Below are 1350 nucleotides of genomic sequence, written 5' to 3' on the forward strand. Positions count from 1 at the left end.
GATATAAAGCAATTGCAAAAGCTATAGTAGATGCATTAGATAATCATATAATTAGTGATCAAGTAGATGATATAAATACATCATCTACATCTCAAACTCAATCTACGACAACAATTAAAGGTGATGATTGGGTAAGAAGATTACAACAAGAATGTAATAACCAAGGTTTCAGCAAACAAAATGTTGATGGCATAGCTGGACCAGCAACATTAGCTGGATGTCCTACACTTAGAAAAGGTGCAAGTGGCAATATAACTAAGTTACTTCAAGAAAAACTTGTTTCACTTGGATATAATACTAATGGAGTAGATGGAATCTTTGGTAGTGGTACTTATTCTGCAGTAAGAGAGTTTCAAAAGACTAGAGGGCTTTCAATAGATGGAATTGTTGGTCAAAATACTTGGAGAAAATTATTAAATTTATAATTATTAAAGGCTAGGGATTAAGTGCTCGGGACAGTAGATGGATTTGTGTAAAATACAAATCTATCTACTGTCCCTAAGACAGCCCTGTACTCTTTTATCTTTAATTTTAAAAAATTATTTTACAGCTTCTAAAACTTTTTCATAGTTTGGTTCATTTACTATATCTTCGCAATATTCAACATATATAACCTTATTGTTTTCATCTACAACAAATACTGCTCTAGCTAATAAACCTAATTCTTCTACTAATGTTCCATAGTTCTTTCCAAAGTTCTTTTGCTTATAATCTGATACAGTTTTTACATTTACAATACCAGCATTTCCACACCATCTTGATTGTGCAAATGGTAAATCCATAGATACTACATATATTGTAACATCTTTTAATTTTGCTGCTTCTTCATTAAATTTTCTAACTTCAATATCACATACTGGAGTATCGATAGATGGTACTGCTAAGAAAATTCTTTTTCCAGTTGTATTACTTAACTTAACATTATTTAAATCATTATCTACAACTAAGAAATCTGGAGCATTATCGCCTACTTTAACACATTCTCCAACTAAAGTAACAGGATTTCCATTAAATTTTACATTCATTTTTAAATTCCTCCTTATTAAAACACAAATAATAATATAAAATTTTATTATTATTATTTGTGTTTTTTTTGTATTTTTTTATTACATTATACCATATTTTATTTTTATTTGTAAATTATTACTCTTGTTAATTTTACAAATTTTTCATCTAAATGATATTTTTAAATTTATAAATTAATTATTAAATGCTAGCTATTCAATGATATGCTCCCTTTATAGTAGACAGTTAAAATAATAAAACTGTTTCTATGGAGGGAGTATTTTTAATGGGAAGAAAATTGAAGGTGTTACCTGAAATTAAAATAAAAGTTGTTAAGCAGTACTT

General features: G+C 27.6%; 2 protein-coding genes. One reads left to right on the top strand and one right to left on the bottom strand.

What is annotated here, in order from left to right:
• Positions 1-425, top strand: a 425-nt coding sequence (locus tag EJJ37_RS19710) for a peptidoglycan-binding domain-containing protein (RefSeq protein ID WP_193553948.1), incomplete at its 5' end; no start/stop codon positions are given.
• Between the two features lie 114 nt (positions 426-539).
• Here the strand turns inward: EJJ37_RS19710 and tpx are convergent.
• On the bottom strand, positions 540-1025 hold the full coding sequence (gene tpx, locus EJJ37_RS19715; RefSeq protein WP_133017123.1) for a thiol peroxidase: 486 nt from the start codon (positions 1023-1025) through the stop codon (positions 540-542).
• Between the last annotated feature and the right edge of the window lie 325 nt (positions 1026-1350).

It is taken from the genome of Clostridium cuniculi, assembly GCF_004353185.1.
Lineage (GTDB): Bacteria > Bacillota > Clostridia > Clostridiales > Clostridiaceae > Clostridium > Clostridium cuniculi.